This is a genomic window from Xenorhabdus sp. PB62.4 (assembly GCF_014467285.1).
Lineage (GTDB): Bacteria > Pseudomonadota > Gammaproteobacteria > Enterobacterales > Enterobacteriaceae > Xenorhabdus.
Genome location: NZ_NKHR01000008.1, coordinates 59,321 through 75,479, shown reverse-complemented (window position 1 = coordinate 75,479; position 16,159 = coordinate 59,321). Strand labels below are relative to the sequence as shown.

13 protein-coding genes are annotated in these 16,159 nt (G+C 42.4%); all 13 read right to left on the bottom strand.

The window, feature by feature from the left end:
- Window positions 1–4: 4 nt before the first annotated feature.
- Window positions 5–1,879: a type VI secretion system baseplate subunit TssF gene (tssF, locus tag Xenpb_RS09320; RefSeq protein ID WP_187654062.1), complete on the bottom strand. Its 1,875-nt coding sequence runs from the start codon at window positions 1,877–1,879 to the stop codon at window positions 5–7.
- Between the two features lie 33 nt (window positions 1,880–1,912).
- Window positions 1,913–2,467, bottom strand: a complete 555-nt coding sequence (gene tssE, locus Xenpb_RS09315; protein WP_187654061.1) for a type VI secretion system baseplate subunit TssE — start codon at window positions 2,465–2,467, stop codon at window positions 1,913–1,915.
- A gap of 60 nt (window positions 2,468–2,527) precedes the next feature.
- Window positions 2,528–4,261: a type VI secretion system-associated FHA domain protein gene (locus Xenpb_RS19975; protein WP_255523094.1), complete on the bottom strand. Its 1,734-nt coding sequence runs from the start codon at window positions 4,259–4,261 to the stop codon at window positions 2,528–2,530.
- Window positions 4,262–4,352: 91 nt separating this feature from the next.
- Window positions 4,353–4,847, bottom strand: coding sequence for a type VI secretion system tube protein Hcp (locus tag Xenpb_RS09300; RefSeq protein ID WP_187654060.1), 495 nt, complete (start codon window positions 4,845–4,847; stop codon window positions 4,353–4,355).
- A 135-nt stretch (window positions 4,848–4,982) separates the two neighbouring features.
- Window positions 4,983–6,485, bottom strand: coding sequence for a type VI secretion system contractile sheath large subunit (tssC, locus tag Xenpb_RS09295; protein ID WP_187654059.1), 1,503 nt, complete (start codon window positions 6,483–6,485; stop codon window positions 4,983–4,985).
- A gap of 3 nt (window positions 6,486–6,488) precedes the next feature.
- Complete coding sequence (gene tssB, locus Xenpb_RS09290; RefSeq protein WP_187654058.1) at window positions 6,489–7,022, bottom strand: type VI secretion system contractile sheath small subunit; 534 nt, start codon at window positions 7,020–7,022, stop codon at window positions 6,489–6,491.
- A gap of 73 nt (window positions 7,023–7,095) precedes the next feature.
- Complete coding sequence (gene tssA, locus Xenpb_RS09285; RefSeq protein WP_187654057.1) at window positions 7,096–8,178, bottom strand: type VI secretion system protein TssA; 1,083 nt, start codon at window positions 8,176–8,178, stop codon at window positions 7,096–7,098.
- 41 nt (window positions 8,179–8,219) lie between these two features.
- Window positions 8,220–11,885: a type VI secretion system membrane subunit TssM gene (gene tssM / locus Xenpb_RS09280; RefSeq protein WP_187654056.1), complete on the bottom strand. Its 3,666-nt coding sequence runs from the start codon at window positions 11,883–11,885 to the stop codon at window positions 8,220–8,222.
- A gap of 12 nt (window positions 11,886–11,897) precedes the next feature.
- Window positions 11,898–13,124, bottom strand: coding sequence for a DotU family type VI secretion system protein (locus tag Xenpb_RS09275; protein WP_187654055.1), 1,227 nt, complete (start codon window positions 13,122–13,124; stop codon window positions 11,898–11,900).
- An 11-nt stretch (window positions 13,125–13,135) separates the two neighbouring features.
- The gene (tssK, locus tag Xenpb_RS09270) at window positions 13,136–14,482 is read right to left on the bottom strand and encodes a type VI secretion system baseplate subunit TssK (protein WP_187654054.1); all 1,347 of its coding nucleotides are present in this window, start codon (window positions 14,480–14,482) and stop codon (window positions 13,136–13,138) included.
- Window positions 14,475–15,068 (bottom strand): type VI secretion system lipoprotein TssJ, encoded by a 594-nt coding sequence (tssJ, locus tag Xenpb_RS09265; RefSeq protein WP_187654053.1) that lies wholly within the window; start codon window positions 15,066–15,068, stop codon window positions 14,475–14,477. Before tssJ ends, tssK begins: the two co-directional genes overlap by 8 nt.
- Before the next feature lie 39 nt (window positions 15,069–15,107).
- A complete protein-coding gene (locus Xenpb_RS09260; RefSeq protein WP_187654052.1) occupies window positions 15,108–15,500 on the bottom strand; it encodes a DUF4150 domain-containing protein in 393 nt (130 codons plus the stop codon).
- A gap of 12 nt (window positions 15,501–15,512) precedes the next feature.
- Window positions 15,513–16,145: a DUF3540 domain-containing protein gene (locus tag Xenpb_RS09255; RefSeq protein WP_187654051.1), complete on the bottom strand. Its 633-nt coding sequence runs from the start codon at window positions 16,143–16,145 to the stop codon at window positions 15,513–15,515.
- Window positions 16,146–16,159: the final 14 nt, after the last annotated feature.

The window sequence follows — 16,159 nt, the reverse complement described above, 5'->3', positions numbered from 1 at the left end:
TCTTTTATATCAATTTCTTGTTACCCATCTGGGCAGGCCAAAAACCGATATTGCCACGCTGCTGGCTATACAATGTCATTTCGGTAAAGGAATTCATGGTTACCAGATTAGAGAAGAGCTTTTCCAGTACGCTGCCTAACAGCCAAGGGCTGGTGCCTGCAAATTCTTGTTCATTCACTTCCAACCGAATATTGACGCCACGGGCAAAAACTATCGGGCCGGGCTCAGGAACCCGTCGATAAACGGTTTTTAATGAACAATGGCGAATGCCATTAATCTGGCGAATGATGGCCGGCTCTGCAAGGTTGGCATACAGACTTAACAATTGCCGTAATGCCTGAGTGCCTTTTTCGTCATTTTTGTCCATGAAGTGCGAGTAATTAAGTTGAAGCTGACTGATTAAGTTCCAGGAAGCTGAACCTTGCGCCAGGGCCGGGCGTGGGGCTGTTGGCCTTTTGAGGAACATAATTTTATTGATGGGAATGGAATCCAGCATGGCAAAGTTATCGAGATCTTGTTGGCGCAGCATCGCAGACAAATCACGGTTGGTACACATGATATCGGCAGTCAGGAATTTTAGCTTATTGGGCCACGGAGAGTGTTGTTCATCAACAATGGAAACAAATGTTTCTGTACCAACATAACTGGATCGTGTCCCGTATTGGCGGGCTTGTTCAGATAAAATACGGGGATCACGGCGCAAAGAAAAATAAGCGCCATAGTTGTTTTTATCATCGCTGAAAGTAGACCAGAAGGGCCTGAATACTCGCGTTTCTTTATGGGTGATATCAACGCCGCGCAGACGTTGTACCGAAAAAATTTCGTAATCCAGCGGGCGGGTATTATCAACAACCAAATGATATTCATTGGAATTTTCTTCCACTGTGACACGTTCAGTGACTTTGGGAAATAAATTAATGACAGGCGTACTGTTTAAGGTCAGATAAGAGGCATCGATCAGGCGTTCCAGATCAGCATCGACTTTATTCAACAGCAGAATCAGTTCAAATTCATTCTTTTCTTCTGTTTGTTTCAGTAAAGATCCCATGCCGCTGATACTAAAGAATTGAAAACGTGCCGGAAAAGCAAAATATTCTTGAAGTTGCCGGTATCCGCTGAAATTACGGGGATCGTTAGGGAGCAATGATTGGTCATCATCAAATCCCTCATGATGTGGAAAAATATCGGGTAAAACCTGATATTGAGGGGTATCGCCAAGCGTCTTACATACCATGCCAACAGAATGTTCCATGATCAGTTCCAACAACTGTTGGGATTGAATATCTGGCCCTGAAAGAAAAAAGACCAGTTTGTTCAGGGCCAGTTCATTGAGGAAAAATTTTTCCTTGCATTTCAGATGAATGCGCAGGGCGCTGACGGCACCGTATTGGTGAAGGTTTAGTGCCACCAGTGGAAGATTGGCCGGAATTTTACCAAGTTCAACATGTTGCAGACGTAACGGTTGTAGGGTGACATCTTGGGTTGTGGCATAGTGAAAAGTAATGCCGTCCTTTTTCAGCGTTTGGCAGTGCATGATAGTTCCACGTGGCACTAAAAACCCATGGCTGATATCCCCCTTGCTGGTATCCGGCTGGAGCTCGACAATCGCCATTGAAGGAGTCGGAGACAGATAATTAGGATATAGCATCTCCAGTAAGTGCTCAGAAAAGTGCGGAAATTCCGCATCCATTTTTAATTGGATGCGGGAAGTCAGAAAAGCAAAGCCTTCCATAAGACGTTCAACATAGGGATCGACAACGTCGATACCATGCATTCCCAGACGATTGGCGACTTTCGGATAACGTTCGGCAAATTCTTTACCCATTTCACGTAAATACACCAATTCACGGTTATAGTACTCAAGCAGTTTACTGTCCATGGCCGCTCCTATTAAGTTGTCTTTATCTTAACGTTATCCGGCTTCTCGTATGGTGAAGTAACCATTTTCCAGATCGATATCACTGCGGAATAGGAATTCGAGTGGCCAGGGAGCACACCACAAAAACCCTTTTATTTCTATGGATAGGGTGTTGTATAAAGTCAATGAATGGGTATCGGAAATACAATTTATCTCAAGCTCATCGGGGATGATACGTGGTTCGAATATGTGAATGGCCTTAATGATTCTGTGCTGAATATCTTCCCATTCTATTCCTGACATGTATTTACCAGCCAGAGGAGGCAGGCCAAAGTTATAAACAGAACGAAGGATCTCTGGAAATGGGCTCAAATCTTGCTCTGATTCACTATTGATACTATTGAGTAACCATTGTAAATCTCTCAGGACACTTTGTCGCAAGGCACTGTGTGACAGAAGATAACTGTTGATAGCTTCTTGTTTTTTATCCGGTTCGTTATCTGTGAGTTTATCCAGCAAAAGAGGCTGCATTCTATCTTTGGCAGTAATACGCGCAGCTTTATTTCGGCTACGATAACCACCATGCAGCAAAGTGATATTGTCGTTCATGGGTTACCTATTAATCGTCGGGGTAATGGGGAGTGATGAGAAAATTGTTAGCGATAAACGTTATTTTTGGGTTCTGTCTTGGAAGTTTTTATACCGATTAACTTCTGCTTCATAAGCTTGCAGAAAGCTTTCGCCAAACAGAACAGAATCCTGTTCAAGCTCACTGGCGGTTGCTTGATAATATTTAATGAGGTAATCCCACATTGATGCTTTGTAGGTTGACGATAGAGACAAACGGGGTAAGCACCCTTCACTCTGTGCTTTTTGTTCAAGAATAACGGGGTGGAATAATTGCAATATGTCTGTCACATTGGCACGTATCCCCGCAACCATCCCCAACTGATGGGCTTGTAATTCGATCAGAACATCGCGGGTGGCCTGCTCAAGTGGCATAAACCCGGGCATGTGACCACCAAATATCAGTGCCAAAATAGATTGACCAGAAGGTAAAAGTTTAAATGGATTATTTGCATCTGATTGCATTTGGGGTATGTCTGCATCTGTTTTGCGTTTAAGTAAATTGCGTGAGGCGTTAAGTACCACGATACCTTGAGATAATTGACTGACCAGTTGCCCTAATTGGTACATGTGGTGTTCATCAAATTGCACTCTGTGGAAGTCTTTCAGCCCCATGCCATCCAACAAGGCCGCCAGCAATTTTCCTTCCAATATGGGTTCGTTGTTTTGATGATGGAAAGTGTTTTGATGATGGAAAGTGTTTTGCTGGTGAAAAGTGTTTTGCTGATGGGAAGTGTCCTGATGATTATGGAGAATTTCCTCTATAGGGTCCTTTATCTGTGCCTTAGTTGTTTCTTGTTTAAGTTTTTCTGGTTCAAAAAGTGGCGGTGAGGGAGTCTCAGGCGTAAATAGTTGTGTTTTTGTATATGCTGGTGCAGGGTCTGGTTCGGGAGCAAATTGAGGTTCCGAAACATCAGAAATAGTTGTGCCATCCAAAGAACTTAGTGGGGCGGCATTATCCAATAACATGTTCAGGGGATCATCATTATTTTTGGCATGTTGTAGGGGGCTGTTTTGTTTGTCATCAAACAATGCCAGTGGGTCCACTTCCTTTTTATCTTCATCTTGATTGCCATCTGGTTCGTTGCGTTGCAATAACGTTGTAGGAGTATGATCATTCAGGATATTTTCTCGCTGGAAAGTCGTATCTGAATCGAACATAGCGATGGGATCTGTCGCCCGTAACTGTAGCGTTTCAAGAACGGTTGTTGTTTCCATTTGCGCTAAAGGATCAATCGGATTCCGTTCCTTATGCTGTTGTTCGCTTACCAGAGGATGATTATCATTCAATCTCTGTGTCTTCGGTGCTGCCTGATGCAGATCTGAAGGAGATGAGGGATTGGATGTCGTAAGAATTTGTTCAAGATCGTCCCAAACTTCATTGGGAATTCTTGATTCATTCGCATTCGGTTGTTGTTTATCACTGTTTGTCAGGTCAGCGGCCTGAGAGGGTGAACTCTTCTTTACATCAATGATCTGGATTTGATATTTGCCGATATTCAGCACATCACCATCACGAATTTCAACCTGCCGATCAGGAGCCAAGGGTATCATATTCAGTAAAATATCAGATGCAGAACCCTGATTGTTAATCCGACATTCTCCATCAGCAGAAATGGATACAATAGCTTGCAATCGGGCAATAGCCAGATCTTCATCGGGTAAACACCAGTTATTATCTGCGCTGCGGCCGATAGTGCCACCGGGAGGAAGAAAATCATGACTCTGTTGTGGAGGCTGGCTTGTACTCGTGTTTTTAACAATGGTGAATCGCATAAGCACGGATACCTATTGTTGATGAAGTAACTCCCCTGAGAGAGTCCTCAAAGTACCCTGAGGGGAGTTATTGATGTGGTTTATATGTGTATCAGCCGACTTGATTAGTGTAAGAATCCCAATCGTAACTAACTTCAGCACCTTTATTACCCGAAGCAGATTCTTGAGAAAAGTAACTTTCTTTATGTTTTTGAAAAGCTACAACGATTGAAGAAGAGAATCCGTTCGCTCCGTACGTCAGGATGGAATCTGCGATTAAGGCATTTGACAGAACTAACTTATACCAATCTTGTTGTTTTCCCCCTTGGCGACGTACTTGAAGTGTAGTCTCTTTAATGTGTGTCCCTTTGACGATATATTGGCGCAGGGTAACGGCTGCTTTATCAAACAGAAGTTCCAGAGTTAAGCCAGAAACATCTACAATACCGGCACCCAGTCCGGTACCTTGATTTTCGTGGTTAACGCGGTTAGCCAGTTGAAGAGAGAATGACTTAACGGCTGTCCAGTCCTTGAAATCTTTATCACCTGCTTCGCCTGAAACACCTTTAAATTGAATGTAGGCATCAATGCCTGATGCAGTAGACATAATTTTTCACCTTAATGAATAAAGTTTAGTTGAATCCAATAAATAAATATTGGGGTTATATAGAGATATGTGTGTATTGCTGTCTGAAGTTTAGGGATGGGCTATTGTTTAGAAAGCATGATGTCTAATGTTGCGTTATGCTCCTTTTAATGAAGGAAGTTTTGAAACCAGACGTAGGGAAACGGTCAAACCTTCTAGTTGATAATGAGGACGCAGGAAAAATTTAGCCTGGTAATATCCCGGATTGCTCTCGACTTCTTCTACCTGAACCTCTGCGGCTGCCAGCGGTTTTCTCGCTTTGGTTCCTTGTGATGAGTTGACAGGATCACCATCCACATAATTTGTAATCCAATCATTAAGCCAGCGTTCCATATCAGCGCGTTCTTGGAAACTGCCTATTTTGTCGCGCACGATACATTTCAAGTAATGGGCAAAACGACAGCAGGCGAATAGGTAAGGCAGACGTGCTGAAAGGTTAGCATTGGCAGTGGCATCAGGATCGTAATATTCGGATGGTTTTTGCAGTGATTGAGCACCAATAAAGGCGGCCATATCGGTGTTTTTGCGATGCAATAATGGAATGAAACCATTTTTTGCTAATTCTGCCTCACGGCGATCGCTAATGGCAATTTCGGTGGGGCACTTCATATCTACACCGCCATCATCAGAGGGAAACGTGTAGCAAGGGAGATTTTCCACAATACCGCCAGATTCTACACCGCGAATAGAGGTACACCAGCCATACAGTTTAAATGAGCGGTTAATATTAACCGCCATGGCATAAGCAGCATTTGACCAAGTGTAATTGCTATGCGTCGGGCCCTCAGTGTTTTCCTCAAAATTGAAATTATCAACGGGATTTGTAAGAGCGCCGTAGGGTAAACGGGAAAGGAAACGTGGCAGTGCTAATCCGATATAACGCACGTCTTCCGATTCGCGTAAACTGCGCCAGGGCGCATATTCAGTATTTTGGAAAATCTTTGTCAGATCTCTGGGATTGGCTAATTCCTGCCAGGATTCCATCTGCATCACACTTGGCGATGCGCCTGAAATGAATGGGCAGTGTGCTGCTGCGCTAATTTGTGCCATTTGGCGCAAGAGCTCAACATCCGGTGCAGTGTGGTCGAAATAGTAATCTCCCACCAGACAACCGAATGGTTCACCACCAAACTGGCCGTATTCCGCTTCATAGATTTTTTTGAAAATCGGGCTTTGATCCCAACTAACCCCTTTGAAACGTTTCAGTGTGTTGCTCAGCTCCTTTTTGGAGAGGCACATCACACGGATTTTCAACATTTCATCAGTTTCTGTGTTATTGATCAGGTGATGCAAACCACGCCAGGCGCCTTCCAGTTTCTGGAATTCCTCATGGTGCAAGATATGATTCATCTGCTGTGATATTTTGGAATCAATTTCAGCAATCAATGACTGAATAGTACGATAAGTATCACCAGAGACAGTCACCGTATTTTCCAGTGCTTGCTGTGCCAGCGTTTTCACCGCATTTTCAACAGCATTGCGGGTATGATCACTTTGCGGACGAAATTCCTTATCCAGCAAGGTGCTTAATTCATCAGGGGTATATTCTTTCGATGCTTGCCCCTGCTGCACCAGAGTGTCTTGTTCAGTTGCGCTCATCAATTACTCCTTAACCTCTTCAGTGCCATCTCCTGAAGCGGTATCTTCAGGATTTGGCGTTTCCGCCAACGATTTCAGTAGAGCGGGATTTTGCAATATTTCGGAAATCAGTTTCTCTGCGCCGTTTTTACCGTCCATATAAGACAGCAGATTTGCCAATTGAATACGGGCTTCCAGCAATTTAGCCAAAGGCTCTACTTTTTTAGCTATGGCATCTGGCTGAAAATCCGTCATATTTTCAAACGATAACTCAATGTTCAATTTGCCGTCACCCGTCAGGGTATTATCAACCTGAAAGGCTACACGGGGTTTTATTGAATTCATGCGCTCATCAAAGTTGTCAACGTCAATTTCCAGAAATTTGCGATCATTAACGTCGGGTAAGGCTTCTAAAGGTTTTCCTGCCAAATCAGCCATAACTCCCATGACAAAGGGTAATTGAACCACTTTTTCCGAGCCGTAAAGTTCAACATCATATTCAATCTGTACTCGGGGAGCACGATTTCGGGCTATAAACTTTTGTCCGCTGGACTTCATGACAAATTCTCCATTATTGGCTAGATAGATAAATGAGTAAGTCGAAACCCATTGGATATAAAATAAGCAGCAATTAATCCGCATCAGGGTTGTTCAGGCGCCCAAAAACGATTTCGAGCTGACTTACGCTTTCTGGTGAAAGATCGTGAATAATCTTCATAAAATCGCGGTCAATTAGCCGCTGAATGCGATCAATCATCATTGGAGCCGGGTGGCTTGGCTCGTACTTTAGAAAATAAGCTTTAGCTTTTTCCAATAAAATGCGTGCTTCATCGCGGTTACTGGCCTCAGTTTCATGCCAATAGAATGATGGCGTTTTTTCCGGGCGGGTAATGGTTGTTGATGGTGAAGTTATCTGTTCTGTAGACGTTTTCTGTTTTATCGGCGGAACCGATTCGGGTAATTCTGTATTGGCCGCATTCTCTGGAATATCTATTCCTGCATTATGTGTGGGACAAAATTCAATAATTGTATCCAACTGTTTCAGGAATTGTGGCAGTTCGGGGATGTGATTATTGGATAGATGATGGCGAATAATATCCGTCAGGGCGGTAAGATGCTCACGAATAGCTATTATTGCCATAATTTCAGGGTTATTGGACTGTTGCCTCAATTCATCTATTAACCTGACACGCCCGCCTGTATAACCTTTGATTTCTGTTACCGAGCCATTAAGGAGTGAACAAACTTCCTGCAAAGATAATTCCTTCGAAACACTTTTCAGAATAATGGTACGCTGAGCTTTTATCGTACAAGGTGAACCATCTTCAATGGCTGCCAGTGTGTTTAATCGGAGTAAAAAATCATATTCCCCATCGAATTCCAGTTTTGGCCATACTTCTTCCCAATAACGCTCCAGAGTCTGACGGAGTAAACCCAGTCCATCGGCATAACCAGACAACCCCCGAATGTTCAGCCATGACTGAGTAAGAGCAATGATGATGCGTAAATCTTTGGAGCGGGAAAATAGTTGGATAGCGTGTTTTTCGACTTCTATCCAGTTGGGCGGTTCGGCCGGGATCAGTACATCACCAAATTGCTGCTCCGGTTTTTCAATTAAGATTTGTTCTAATGCCAGAAATTCACCATCATATTCAAGGTATTCCCCACAGGGAGACTCCACACTGATTGGGGCAAGTAAGGTATCAATGTTCATGGTATCTTCAGCTTATATTCAGTTTGAAGTGGGGCGATTGATCATGCTGCTTTAAAAACCTGAGGGTTCGGGCAGACAAAAGTAGGGAGTTTAAACGGGCTTAATACGCTGCTTGGGGTAAACTCCAGTAAAACAGTATGACCATCAATATTAAACCCTGCCCGAAAGCTCGTATTATCAGTTGTTGAATTTTGCGAGATGCGCTCTGCGTGATCCAATAGCCGATTCAAAGCCCAGAACCCGGAAGTCGATAAGTTCGTCGTTGTGCCGTTACTTAAATTCAACTGGATGCGAACCAGATTATTTTTGGCAGGGCCAGGCCAGCTAATGAGTTGTGAAAGTTGTGGGCCGTGGCTATATTGCAATTTCTGTCCATCTACATCCAGTATCATGCTTAATATATCGTTACTCATACTGATTGGGCGAACCATGACACTGAATGATGGTGATGGGCCGTTGGTAAATAAAGCATTGCGGATAACTTGAGCTTGCTGGAAAGGTTCGAGCAAATTCTCTCCATCGGTTAGGGGTTTGCCATTCATTCCCGGCATAAATTGCCATTTTGGTAAAGTCATATCGACTTTACCCACTAAATTTTTCTGAAAAAAACTATCCATTAAACCTGTTTCGGGAGCGAACATCCGCGCCATATCATTAGGTTTAATATCGTTACGTGCTTTAGGCATCAATGGATAACGATTAGCAATGGCTTGATTGCAAAAACCGCTGATTTCTACCTTGAGATGTTTGCCGACATTTTTTATATCACTGGATTGAGTGTCGCTGCTGGCTCCAACTGCCAATGAGGAAATCATGTTGCTGAATGGTACGGGTAAATCTTTAGATGCTGTTTGTAGCTGCATGATAATAGTATTGGGCGGGAGAGGCATATCAGTATTGATTGCATTTTGCAGGGCAGTTAAATATTGATATAGCTTACCAACATCTTGCAACGTTGCATCAAAAGGTATGTTTTGGCTATTTGTGTTTGTATTTTTTGCTAATGAAATAATATCTGCAAAATGCTCTTTCAGTTGTTGTTCTGGTGTGGGTTGAGCATTATTTGGCAATGTTTGTTCAGGAACTAAATTTGTTAATTTGTCCGATTTACTTTTTGCGATGTTGTCAAGTTTCTTGGCACTAAGCTCCTTGGCGCTATTGATAGCCATGTTTTTTTTTTGATTCAGAGTGATATCTTTACTGGCATTAATCAGAAGACGGCGTATAGGTGAATCAAAAGAAGACAGCAAACGGGCTGTATTGATTCGTTGATCTAAGTCATTGATATTATTTAAACGAATATCAGAAAGAAATTTATCCCAGTGATATATGTAGTCGTTGATATAGAACTGCTCAACGGATGATTTGATTTCTTTAGTTGTCTGCTTTCTCGCATAAGTATCAAGCACCCAGTTATCTTGTGAATACAGTGTGGTCAGAAAAGTATTGAGATCTTTGTCAATACCTTTTTGATAACCGGCCGGAGTGAACATGCCTGGTATACCATCAGTGATTGGTGTTCCGCTGGTGCGTGAGAAAACTAACTCAGCCTGGGGGCCTGCAAGTGTGACCAAATTCACCGGAACTAAACTGGGATCATCTAACAACTTATGTTTCAAATAGTTGTAAGCACGTTGCGCGGGTGGAGTGCTGCTGATGAGTAGTTGTTTTTGTTCGACCAAATTATCATTACGCATAAACGGTGATGTGACGACTTGGTTATCCAGCAATTGGCCGATATGCCAATCAATTTGTTGATACTGTTCTTGAGTGGTGTTTGTTTTTAAGTCAGTTTTCAAATATTCCATTATCCAATCATGCAGAAATTTTCCGTCATAATGTTTAGGCTGATATAACATTTGATACGCTTTTAGCGTATTGTAAGTTTTCTCTATATCATCACCATTATCGCTATACAGTTGGTTTGTGATAAGTGTTGCTATTTGTGGTAGCAGCAATGTTTGTAATGCTTTTCTATACAGCGATTGACTTGCATTACTGACTTGTTCACCAGAATACAGCCCCATACGGTAAGAGAACGGGGGATTTTCTAAGGAAAAATCACGGCTTTTATCTAAATGAGCCAGGCTGTTTAAAATGGGTAGCAGGGCATAAATATCCTCGTTCTTCTGTAAGCTAGCGCCTTGTTGAATAATGGCCGGAATTTTTGCCTGTACTTCCATCAGATAATTTTTGTTGTTGTTATAGCTGGTTAAAAATGAATCGGCAACCAGTGTCAGTATCACAGCCAGGACAATATATCCCAACCCATCCAGCAGGCGTTTGCGGTATATCCACCAACGGTTATAGCCCGCTATTCCTGCTTCCTGAAAGATGTTTTCCAGCAAATGCTTTAAAAAATATGTTTGGCGGGCAGGTTTCGGATATCCAATCTCTTTATTATTCCCCCATGACATTGAGTCACTATCGTTATTTGTCGCCAATTGGAACCTATGGTTAAATTTTCCCATAACATTATCTAGTGGTATCCCTTCTTGTGTTCCGCTGGTGAAATACAGCCCTCGTGGGTAGCTAGGGATTTCAAATCCTGATCTGGCGAATACGATTTCAAGATAATGTGCAATCAGCGGACGTAAGGCCGCAAATTCTTGTGGAAATAGGTAACTTTCAGCAGATTGCCGTGCATTTTGTCCATTTAAGAGAATATGGGGAAGTTCAGCATCCAAACGGTGTTGTAATTGGCTATATTGTTGTTCAAATATTGTATTCAGATCCCAGTCAATTTTTTTATCCCACGGAAAGTTGAATCCCCAAATTTGCTCCCGCAATGTTTTGTCAAACTGGTTGAAATAAGCGGTAAATCCTTTTAACAAATCGGTTTTGGTAATAATGATGTAAATAGGAAATTGTATTTTAAGTTGTTCATGTAACTCTGACAGACGCCTGCGCAGCATATAGGCTTGTTGATCCCGATTTTCAGTTGATGGATTAAGTAAATCTTCCACACTGATAGCAATAATGATCCCATTGAGTGGTTGACGTGCACGATATTTATTCAACAGCCGGATAAAATTTTTCCATTCTTTAGCGCTTTGCTCATGCTGGTTATTCTGCATAAGACCATTTTGTATAAGACCATTCTGCATAGTGTAGCGCCCGCTGGTATCGAGCAGCACGGCGTTATTGGTAAACCACCAGTTACAATTGTCCGTACTTCTTATGTATGAAGCCGATTTTCTAAGATGGTCTGCTAATGGAAAATGCAGGCCAGAATTCGCCAGCGCGGTGGTTTTACCTGAATTGGGTGCTCCGATAACGAGATACCAAGGTAATTGGTAGATATATTGACGACTGAAAAAATTTATCCAATGAGGTTTCTTGTTATTAAGTAAGCCGGAAAAATAGGCTTTTTTCAATAATCGTGCAGCATCAGAAAAACGTTCTGCCAAAGTAATATATTGTACATTTTGTTTCTTTTCTTCTTCCTCATCCTGACTGATATTCAATTGGTTAGCTAACTTTTTATTGAGCCATGATTGGTACAGCCGGGGGAATAACTGATTTAAGAGCCAGATCAGGTAAAAAAAAGCAATAATTATTATTCGTACCGTAATTGACTTAAAAGGGACTGCATTCCCGACAGAAATAATCGGACCAATAAACCAAAGAATACAGGAAATAATCGTTATTCCGATAAAACTCCATGTCAATCGGCTGGTGATGACAGAAAGGAGCGCATTTAGCATGTCTTCTTCTCCTTACATCGTTTGGCTGACAGGAGGTGTTAACAGTGTAATTTGGACGCGCCTGTTTTTAGCTCGATTGCCGGGAGTATCATTTGGAGCGACAGGGTCACTGGCGCCTTTTCCTTCAACTTTGACTCTTTCAGGATGAATTAAATAACGTTGTAGTTCTCTTTGTACCGATTTGGCTCTGGCCAGCGATAAAGCATGGTTAGATGAGAAACGGGAATAAAGGGTATTAATGGGAATATTATCGGTATATCCTGCGACTAAAATCTCGCCTTTGAAATTATTCATTGCTTCTGCAATATCTTTGATGACATCCAAATAACGATTTTTGATCTGAATTGAATTGCTTGTGAACAGACCGTCTCCTTTTAACGTGATCACGCTCCTGTCAGGCGTGTCCATGACATTTAATAATCCTGCCGCAATATCGTTTTTCAACATCTCTTTCAGGTTCAGAACAGGCGGTGCAGGTGGTGCAGGTGGTGTAACTGAATGACTGACCGTCACATTGGGTAAATCAATTTGGTATATTTTTGCCAAAACCGGGTTGAGTATATCTCCTAGCCGCCAATTCAGGCTGATATACAGGAGACACACCAAAAAACTGAGTAATGCCGCAGAAACCCATATTGGTACAGAAAATCGCCAGGATTTACTCGGTACTGTGATGGCTTGTACGCTTGATGACAGTTCAGCAGGGTGGTTGCCCCGAATTGAACGTATTAACTGAAACAGGCGTTGTTTCACTGTTTCCAACTGGGTACGGCCGTTATCCATAACACGATAGCGTCCTTCAAATCCCAGTTGGAGGCAGAAGTTAATGAGCTCCAATAGGAATATATTTTCTTTGGGATTTTGTGATAATTTTGCCAACAGTTGGAAAAATTTCTCTCCTCCCCATGTTTCGTTGTGAAAAGTAACGAGTAAACCACTTCCTGACCAAACACTGCGAAGTCCCCAGGGGGTAAGCGCAGCCGCTTCGTCCAATGCCGTGCATAAACAGTAACGTGCGCCAATGATCACTGCATAGGGCAGCTTGGCATGTTGGCATTCGACCTCAAAACGCCGTATTTCATTGATCAATTGCTGTCGTAAATCTGTGGGATCAGGGTGAACAATAGAATGCCGAATCTGTGGGATGGTATTCAGCAGTGGATTTGAGGCAGAAACCAATGGGTTATAATTGGCATCACTAGAAAGTATATTATGTTCTGCTTTCTGCTTTTCTTGCATTCTTGGCCCCGTTACCTCGATTTTTCCTGATTACGGACAGCCCAAAACTCTATGTTCAGACCGGGGAACTCACCTGCCAGATGTAGTGCAAAGCCACTGGATTTCTCCATCTGCTTCCACAGATCGCCCTCTTTTTCTAATTCGAAATAGACATAACCTGAATGCCAGGGAATTTGTCTGGGTACAGATGGCATGGCGCGCAGCGGAATACCGGGTAATTGCAGTTGTACCAATTCACGTATGCGATCAATGGGAGAAATTTTCATCTGGGCCGGAAAGTTGCTCATCAATATATCATTGGCAACGTCAGCGTGGATGGCCAGAATAAAGCTGAACATATGTATCATATTGGAATTCGGTAATGTAGCTATATTCAGGCCATGAGAATATTCCGTTAATGGTAACTGAATCGCATGCTCTTCCAGAATGATTGATAATCCCTGGCGCAGTTGGAACATTAGCTGATTGAAACATTGCGTCAAATTGTCATGGTCATAGAGCGGTAACACCTCTTCCGGCAGACGATTCTGGGAATATGTCGCTAATTCAGTAGCAAATTGCAGCCATTCACTGAATAAACGTTCTGGATGCAGCAATGACAGGTTCAGAATATGGTTCACTTGGCCGCTATAGCGATTCAAAAGTGACAGTAAGAGAAAATCCATAATTTCAGAATCATTGTAGCGTCCTAACTGTAATAAACGCTGGCTGATTTGTTGACGGCGCTGTTCCAATAAACCCTGTATGTTGTTGATAAACCCCATGACTTGTGGATTTGCCCGACAGTTGAGCAGGGAAGGAATGAATAGTGAATCAAGATGAAGTTTATTGTCACTTGTTTTATTCACAACATGTACGATGCTCAATGCCGTCCATTCTGGGGTCAAATCAGATTCCAGCATTAAACGTAAACGCATTTTCCCGAACTGTATTGTGGCATTGCCGACAGCCATGGCATTAGCGTCATTCACTTCAACTTCAATGCTGACAAAACGTGCCATAGACTCCTTTTGTTCACTGAAAATAACCTCTTCTTTTCCTCGCCGAAAAGTTGGCAATGCCAATACTACATTGATATTTGTATCATTTTCAGTAAGTTGTAAAGGAGTGGGAGCATGGGACGCATCGAAATTAAATGGTGTTCCATCAGGAAAAATACCGCTGGCTGAAGAAAGTTTTACTTTACCCTGATTAAGTAGCTCTTGATCTAATTCAACAGTCAAAAATCCCCAATAATAAGGTGACTGTGCCATCCCCCAGTCGCGGATATAGGCTTCCAAATGATTTTCAGCCTGCTGGAAATGATGGGGGCGTAAAAACATACCTTCTGTCCAAATAACTTTTTCTGATCTATTCATTATTTTCTTCAGTTCCTGCTGCACAACTTAAGTTGCATTCTTTGATGAGACTTAAGCCATTGTTAGTGACCTTAACGCACACATGTAGTTCGTCAGGAGAAGAACGCCAGAACTCATAAAAAGAGGGTTTTTCAGGTATGGGAACGGGAAATGAAAGACGCCATTTCTTACCGTTCAATTGTTTATATTCGGCAATAATTCCAATGTAATTGGCCTCCGACAGATTTTTTTCCAATAAGCAATGTTCAGGTTGGAAAGGGCGTATAAAAAATTGGTCTTCATTAACCATTTTATCGCCTAATGTATCCTGAGCTTTATCTTGTAAAGCAAAGAAATCAGCAGACATAAATTCTTCTTTCGATTTCAATAAAAAAAGATGTATCTTCAATGGTGCTGAATTATTGACGTTAGATGTAGTCGTAAAGAGTATTTTATAAGGGAGTAATTTTGGTTTTTTTTCTTGCGATGAACAACCTGCTATGGTTATAAGAAATATTAATGGGAATATACCCTTAAATAACCATCGGGTTAGGCTAATCCTAGTTATTATTGTGATTTTCTTTCTTAGTGAAAAGGATAGGGTCATAATGCCCGCCAGAATATATCCCAATATAACTTGCAAATACTAAGCGGCGCTGATAAGAACTTTTGTCTGACTGGGTACGATACGGGAACCCATCGCATTAGTTGAATTCTGTATGCTGGAACTCGACAAACGTGTTACTGGTGTACCTTTGATCAAGACAGAGTTAGCTCCCATAACATGGCGGGATGGTCCCATTACAGTACCGGAAGCGACGCCAAGACTGACACCGGGGTTATCTCCGGTTGTCATGGGAATGGTTGTTGCTAAATTATGTGCCGGACAGCCCATCAATAGAATGTTGAGTGCGTTACTGATGGCAGTTGCACCTTGAGCCATATTGGGATAAGCCACTGGCACTGTGTAAAACATGGGTGTTAAACAGACATCGGGAGTTGCCATATCCATTCCACCGCTTTGCGTATTGGCAAACATAATCTCTTCCCCTTAGCCGATATGAATTTGTTCAGCATCAATTTTGGTGATAGCTTTGGCGGACACGATTGTGCTTTGAGCATGTAACCGGGCATAATTTTCAGCCTGTATATCCAATTGACCGGCATGAACTTTCTCTGTTTGTGTTGTATGACGAAATAGCTGATGACTCAGTTGTGTTACCGTTTGCCAGAGAGACTCAAACTGGTTGCCAACCAAACGTGTGATTGAAACCCATGCAGACAATGATTTCCCGCTGTATTGCATTTCATCGATATGGCAGTTTCCGCTGTTGGCTGTGATATTTAACCCATTGCTGTTCATATTTAAATTGCCGTGGGACGTGATAGTCAGATCGCCGGGAACGCTGATTTCAGAAAGTTGCTGTTGTTCCTCACGTTCTAATATGGCTAATATCCAGAGCTGATCATCGATTTTTGTAATTAAAACGATATCTCCCAGATTGGGTGCCAATAGACAACTGGCTGCCCGCCGGCAATGCCAGCCACGGTTATTTTTACTCTCTGCCATAAAGCTGCCGTCCCGGAGAATACAGACGATCTGTCCGGTAATCTGTTGTAATGGCTCAGTAGTCAGAGAGGAAGTAAAGGCATATGAGGAAAGTGCATGAGAATGTTTCGTCATTTTGATTCTCCTGA